Below are 6590 nucleotides of genomic sequence, written 5' to 3'. Positions count from 1 at the left end.
GTCTGGATCGCCTCCTCGAAGGCGGCGGCGATCGCGCTCCGGGTGGCCGAAGGCTCGATGACCTCATCCACGACACCGATCTCGACGGCCTTGTCGACCCCGCCGGCGAGCCGCTCGTGCTCGGCCGCGAGCTCCGCCTCGACCTGAGGGCGGAGGTCGGGCGCGACCTCCGCGAGCTTGCGGCGGTGCAGGATACGGATCGCGGCGACGGGGCCCATGACGGCGACCTCGGCCCCCGGCCAGGCGAAGACCTTGGTCGCGCCGAGGGAGCGGGCGTTCATGGCGATGTAGGCGCCGCCGTAGGTCTTGCGGGTCACCAGGGTGACCCGGGGGACCACGCACTCGCCGAAGGCGTGCAGAAGCTTGGCGCCGCGGCGGACGACCCCGTCCCACTCCTGGCCGACGCCCGGCAAGTAGCCGGGGACGTCGACGACGACGATCAGCGGAACGCCGAGGGAGTCGCAGAGACGTACGAACCGGGAGGCCTTCTCCGCGGAGAGGGAGTCGAGGCAGCCGCCGAGCCGCAGCGGGTTGTTGGCGACGACACCGACGGTGCGGCCGCCGAAGCGCCCCAGGGCGGTGACGATGTTGGGCGCCCAGCGAGCGTGCAGCTCCTGGGTGGTGCCCTCGTCGAGGATGTTCTCGACCAGGGGGTGTACGTCGTAGGCGCGCTTCTTCGACTCCGGCAACTGCTCGGCGAGGTCCTTGTCCTCGACGGAGGCGACGTCCAGGCCACCCTGGGAGCCGAGGAGGGAGGTGACCGTGCGGGCCTTGTCGAGCGCTTCGCGCTCGGACTCGGTGAGGATGTGGACGACACCGGAGCGGCGGCCGTGCGGCTCGGGGCCGCCGAGGCGCAGCATGTCGACGTCCTCGCCGGTGACGGACCGTACGACGTCCGGGCCGGTGACGAAGATGCGGCCCTCGGGGCCGAGGATGACGACGTCGGTCAGGGCCGGACCGTAGGCCGCGCCGCCGGCAGCCGGGCCGAGGACGACGGAGATCTGCGGGATCTTGCCGCTGGCCTGGGTCATCGCGTGGAAGATGCGACCGACCGCGTGCAGGGAGAGCACACCCTCGGCCAGACGGGCCCCGCCCGAGTGCCACAGGCCGATGATCGGGATGCCGTCGGTCATCGCCCGGTGGTAGGCGTCGACCACCACCCGGCAGCCGAGGTCACCCATCGCGCCGCCCATGACGGTGGCGTCGGAGCAGAAGGCGACCGCGCGGGTGCCGTCCACCTCGCCGACGGCGGCCAGCATGCCGGAATCGTCGTCGGGGGAGATGAGCTTGACGGTGTCCTCGTCGAAGAGCGCCTTCAGACGGGTCAGCGGGTTGCGCGGGTCCTGGTCGCGAGGAAGCTTCTGCTTCGCCGCGGGGACCGGTGCAGGCGCCGTGATCGTCATCAGATGCTTCCGTAGACGACCGCGACGTTCGCGCCACCGAAGCCGAAGGAGTTGTTGAGGGCCGCGATGTCGCCGACCGGCAGGTCCCGCGCCTTGGTGGCGATGTCGAGCTCGACCGCCGGGTCGAGGTTGTCGAGGTTGATCGTCGGCGGCGACTGACGGTGGTGGATCGCCAGCACGGTCGCGACGGTCTCGAGGGCTCCGGCTCCACCGAGGAGGTGGCCGGTCATCGACTTGGTCGAGGTGACCACGACGTTCTCGACGTGCTTGCCGAGGGTGGCGTGGAGCATCAGGCCCTCGGCGATGTCGCCCTGCGGGGTCGAGGTCGCGTGGGCGTTGACGTGGGCGATCGTGCTCGGGTCGATGTCGCCGTCCTCCAGCGCGCGCCGGATGGCACGGCTGCCGCCGCGACCCTCCGGGTCGGGCTGGGCGATGTCGTGGGCGTCGGCGGTCACGCCGGCGCCGAGAACCTCGGCGTAGATCCGGGCGCCACGGGCCTGGGCGTGCTCGAGGGACTCGAGCACGACGATGCCGGCACCCTCACCGAGGACGAAGCCGTCGCGGCCGGTGTCCCAAGGACGGCTGACCGCGGTCGGGTCGCCCCCGTCGGGGCCGGACGCGGTCTTGGACAGGGCCATCATGTTGGCGAACGCGGCGATCGGCAGCGGGTGGATCGCTGCCTCGGTGCCACCGGCGAGCACGACGTCGGCGCGTCCCAGACGGATCTGGTCAGCGGCCAGGGCGATCGCCTCGGAGCCGGAGGCGCAGGCAGAGATCGGGGTCTGAGCCGCGGCGCGGGCGCCGTAGGTCAGGGAGATGTTGGCGGCCGAGGCGTTGGCCATCAGCATCGGGACAGCCAGCGGGCTGACCCGGCGCGGCCCCTTGGCCAGAAGCGTGTCGTAGTTGTCGAGCAGGGTGGTCACGCCGCCGATACCGGTGGCGACGGCGACGCCGAGGCGCTCACCGTCGAGGCCTGCCTCGGTGGCGGTGCCTTCGAAGCCGGCGTCCTTCCAGGCCTCGGCCGCGGCGACCACGGCGAACTGCGCGGAGCGGTCCAGGCGCCTGGCCTTGACCCTCTCCAGAACCTCGGACGGCTCGACCGCGACGCGGCCGGCGATGCGTACGGGAAGGTCTTGTGCCCACTCCTCGGTGAGCTCGCGGATGCCGGAGCGGCCGGCGATCAAGGCATCCCAGGTGGTGGCTACATCTCCGCCGACAGGGTTGGTGGTGCCCAATCCGGTGACGACGACTCGGGTGCGGCTGCTCATGTGGTCTCCGTGGGGTGTGTGGCGCGTTGGGATCAGGTGAGGAAGGTCCGGCGGCTCGGCCTGGGAGGGTTGGCCGAGCCGCCGGGGCGCGTCAGGCGTTCGCGGAAGCCTTCTCGATGAAGCTCACCGCGTCGCCAACGGTCTTGAGGTTCTTGACCTCCTCGTCGGGGATGGATACGCCGAACTTCTCCTCGGCAGCGACGACGACCTCGACCATGGACAGCGAGTCGACGTCGAGGTCGTCGACGAAGGACTTGTCGAGCTGAACGTCGGCGACATCGATGCCGGCGACCTCGTTGACGATCTCGGCGAGGTCGGAGCGGATCTCTTCGGTGGTGGCCATGTGTGGTGCTTCCTCTCGGATTTTCTTTGTGGTGAAACTCTGGATGGTGCGGGACTAGGGAAGGACGACGACCTGGGCGGCGTAGACCAGCCCGGCGCCGAATGCGATGAGCAGAGCGGTGTCGCCCGACTGAGCCTGCCCCTCTTCGATCATCCGCTCAAGGGCGAGCGGGACCGAGGCGGCCGAGGTGTTGCCCATGGTCGCGATGTCACGCGCGATCTTGACCGTCTCCGGCAGCTTCATGGAGCGGGCCAGGGCGTCGACGATGCGCATGTTGGCCTGGTGAGGCACGAAACAGTCGAGCTCGTCGGCGGTGATGCCGGCCTTCTCGAGCGCCTCCTGGCCGACCTTGGCCATCGCGAAGGACGCCCACCGGAAGACGGGATTGCCCTCCATCGTCAGCCAGGGCGTCTCCTTGGCCTCGTTTGCCTCGAACCAGTCGGGCGTCTGGATCAGCTCGGCCTTGTCACCGGAGGACCCCCATACGACCGGACCGATCCCGGGCTCCTCGCTCGGGCCGACGACCGCAGCGCCCGCGCCGTCAGCGAAGATGAAGGCGGTGCCGCGGTCGTGCGGGTTGGTGATGTCGGAGAGGCGCTCGACGCCGATGACGAGTACGTGACGGGCGCTGCCGCCGCGGATGAAGTCGTTGGCCATCGCGATGCCGTGGCAGAAGCCCGCGCAGGCGGCCGAGACGTCGAAGGCGGCCGGGTTGTTCGCGCCGAGCTCGTCGGCGATCAGTGCGGCGACGGCGGGGGTCTGGCGCATGTGGCTGACGGTGGCGACGATGACGCAGTCGATCTGGTCGATGCTGATCTTGGCCTGGTCGAGCGCCTTGCGGGAGGCGGCGACCGACATCATCTGTACGGTCTCCTCGTCGTTCGCCCAGCGGCGCTCGACGATGCCGGAGCGGGTGCGGATCCACTCGTCGGAGGAGTCGATGAGGTCGACGATCTCGCTGTTGGGGATCACCCGGCTCGGGCGGTAGCCGCCCACGCCGAGGATGCGGGCGTGCGGGGCACCTGTAGGGGCTGAGATCACGAGTGGTGGACTCCCGTCGGGTGCAGGCGGAGCAGGGGCTGACCGGGGGAGACCAGGTCGCCGTCCTCGACCAGCCACTCGATGACCTCGCCGCCGTGGGCCGAGGTGATCGCGATCGTGTCGCGGAGGCTGGCGATGGCACCGATCTCGGTGCCGGCCGGGATGAGGTCGAGCCCGGACACCTGCTCGGAGAGCTTGAAGGTGCCCTTGGCCGGGGCGACGACCATGCGCCAGGTCGGCGTGGTCTCGATCGGGTTGGCCTCGCCGTGCTTCTCGACGAACGCGCGAGCGTCCTCGAGCTGGTCGGGCGTCTTCAGGGCGAAGGTCTCGACGCCCTTGAGGGCACGCTTGGCGATGCCGGTCAGGGTGCCGGCCGGCGGCATCTCCAAGATGCCGGTCACGCCGATGTCGGACATGGTGTCGAGGCAGAGGTCCCAGCGCACGGGATTGGCGATCTGGCCGACGATGCGGTCCAGGGCCTGGGCGCCGTCGTGGACGATCTGGCCGTCCTTGTTGCTGATCAGGCGCGTACGCGGGTCGTGGGTCGAGACGCTCTGGGCCAGCCGGGCGAGGTGGCCGACGGCGGGCTCCATGTGCTTGGTGTGGAAGGCGCCGGCGACGCTGAGCGGCATCAGCCGTGCCTTGGCGGGCGGCTCGGCGGCGAAGGCCTCGAGCTGCTCGAGCGTGCCCGCGGCGACGATCTGGCCGGGGCCGTTGTCGTTGGCGGGGGTGAGGCCGTGCTTCTCGATCGCGGCCAAAACCTCCTCGCGGTCTCCGCCGAGGACTGCGGTCATCCCGGTCGGCGTCTTCGCGGCGGCCTCGGCCATGGCCTTGCCTCGCTCACGGACGAGCACCATCGCCTGCTCGGCGCTGATCGCGCGAGCGCCGGCGGCGGCGGTGATCTCACCGACGCTGTGGCCGGCAACGGCGCCGATCTTGGCGAAGGCGTCCGCAGGCTGCGGGAAGAGCTGCAGCGCGGCGACCAGGCCGGTGGCGACCAGCAGCGGCTGGGCGATCTCGGTGGCGCGGATGGTCTCGGCATCGGCATTGGTGCCGTAGTCGATCAGGTCGATGCCTGCGACGGTTGAGAGCCACTCCATACGAGCGGCGAAAGCGGGGTCCTCCAGCCATGGGGTGAGGAATCCTGGTGTCTGAGCACCTTGTCCTGGGGCGACAATGACGAGCACGGAACGATGGTCCCGTCTGGAGGGGTCCTGGTTCACCTTCGGCAGCGACGATATCTGTCAGGCAAGCTTGTAGGGGTTCTACAATTCACGCCCACACCAGGGTTAATGGTCCTGTTGCCTGCCGAGGATCAGCGCGACCTGCAGCGCAAGAGCGTCGCGGGAGTCGGTCGGAGTGAATCCGGTGAGCTCGGCGACCTGCTTGAGGCGGTAGCGCACCGTGTTGGGGTGCACGAACAGGGTGCGTCCGGTCGCCTCGAGGCCGCCTCCGGCGGCGAAGTACGCAGCCAGCGTCTCGATCAGGGTGCTGCGAGCCTCCACCAGCGGCTGGTAGAGATGCTCGATCAGGTAGCGGTGGGCCCAGGCGTCGCCGGCCAGGGCGCGCTCGGGCAGGAACGACTGGCTCCGCGCCGGTCGCGGCGCGTCCGGCCAGCCGGGCGCGGCCCGGTAGGCCGAGAGGGCGGCACGCGCCGACTCGGCGGCGGTGGCGAGCCCCTTCGCCAAAGGTCCGACCACGACGGGGCCGTCGGCGAAGAGGTCGGCGATGTGCTCGGCGGCCTCCAGCGGGTCCTCGATGCCGCCGAGGAGGGCGACGAGCCGGTCACCCTGGACCGCGCACAGGGTGTGCATGTCGTGGACGCGGGCGCGGCGGCGTACCTCTTCCAAGGCGGCGTCGAGGCCGATGCCCTCGGGTGCGTGGCCCAGCACGGCGCACAGCTGCAGGTCGGCGTCCCAGCCGAGCGCGCTGGCCCGGGAGAGGACGACCTCGTCGGTCTCGGCGCGCAGGACCGCGTCGACGACGAGCGCCTCGAGCCGCGCGTCCCAGGCGCCGCGCTGCTCGGCGGCGCGGGCGTAGACCTCGGCGGTGGCGAAGGCGACCTCGCGGGCGTAGCGGCCGATCGCCTCGTGGACGTCGGCGGCGTCCTCGGGACCGAGAAGGTCATCGATGTTGGCCTCGACCACCTCGATCGAGAGCCGCACCAGGTCGACGGTCTGCTGGAGCGTGATGATGCCGGTCAGGGCTCGGGGCGCGACGCCGAACATGGAGGCGGCCAGGTCCGGCTTGGCGGTGTCTGCGGAGGCGCCGCCGGCGTACCAACCGACGAACTCCTTGATGCCTGCCTGGACGATCAGGCCGACCAGGGAGCGGTTCTTCGCGGAGAGATCCTTGAACCACGGCATCGCGTCGTCCATACGCGACGTCGCGGCCGTCGCCAGCCGGCCGGTGGCACGCCGCAACGCCTGTGCGGTGCGCTGGCGGGTGGGCGGGATCACTGCGGTCACGTTGTCCATTCTTGCGCTTAGTACATCTCATGACATGCCGAGTCGGCGCATCCGACCCCTCTGGCTC

Annotated in this window: 6 protein-coding genes; all 6 read right to left on the bottom strand. The window is 70.5% G+C overall.

Features of this window, described 5'->3' with window-relative positions; translation table 11 throughout:
- The coding region (locus ACFVJS_RS25280) for an acyl-CoA carboxylase subunit beta (RefSeq protein ID WP_378886162.1) at window positions 1-1403 on the bottom strand (1403 nt) is incomplete at its 3' end.
- Window positions 1403-2671, bottom strand: a complete 1269-nt coding sequence (locus tag ACFVJS_RS25275; protein ID WP_378886160.1) for a beta-ketoacyl-[acyl-carrier-protein] synthase family protein — start codon at window positions 2669-2671, stop codon at window positions 1403-1405. The genes ACFVJS_RS25280 and ACFVJS_RS25275, both read right to left, overlap by 1 nt.
- A 91-nt stretch (window positions 2672-2762) precedes the next feature.
- Window positions 2763-3014, bottom strand: a complete 252-nt coding sequence (locus ACFVJS_RS25270) for an acyl carrier protein (RefSeq protein WP_008364250.1) — start codon at window positions 3012-3014, stop codon at window positions 2763-2765.
- Window positions 3015-3068: 54 nt separating this feature from the next.
- Window positions 3069-4055 (bottom strand): beta-ketoacyl-ACP synthase III, encoded by a 987-nt coding sequence (locus ACFVJS_RS25265; RefSeq protein ID WP_378886158.1) that lies wholly within the window; start codon window positions 4053-4055, stop codon window positions 3069-3071.
- On the bottom strand, window positions 4052-5242 hold the full coding sequence (locus tag ACFVJS_RS25260; protein WP_378886156.1) for an acyltransferase domain-containing protein: 1191 nt from the start codon (window positions 5240-5242) through the stop codon (window positions 4052-4054). Before ACFVJS_RS25260 ends, ACFVJS_RS25265 begins: the two co-directional genes overlap by 4 nt.
- Window positions 5243-5344: 102 nt before the next feature.
- On the bottom strand, window positions 5345-6532 hold the full coding sequence (locus ACFVJS_RS25255) for a PucR family transcriptional regulator (RefSeq protein WP_378886154.1): 1188 nt from the start codon (window positions 6530-6532) through the stop codon (window positions 5345-5347).
- Window positions 6533-6590: the final 58 nt, after the last annotated feature.

Source organism: Nocardioides sp. NPDC057772, from assembly GCF_042798075.1.
Lineage (GTDB): Bacteria > Actinomycetota > Actinomycetes > Propionibacteriales > Nocardioidaceae > Nocardioides.
Note: the sequence above shows the minus strand (reverse complement) of the source record. Positions and strands in the feature narration are given on the sequence as shown.

What these genes read in the sequence shown, in the direction of transcription:
- ACFVJS_RS25275 (WP_378886160.1), bottom strand. Translation starts at nt 2,671, where the DNA reads ATGAGCAGCCGCACCCGAGTCGTCGTCACCGGATTGGGCACCACCAAC.
- ACFVJS_RS25270 (WP_008364250.1), bottom strand. Translation starts at nt 3,014, where the DNA reads ATGGCCACCACCGAAGAGATCCGCTCCGACCTCGCCGAGATCGTCAAC.
- ACFVJS_RS25255 (WP_378886154.1), bottom strand. Translation starts at nt 6,532, where the DNA reads ATGGACAACGTGACCGCAGTGATCCCGCCCACCCGCCAGCGCACCGCA.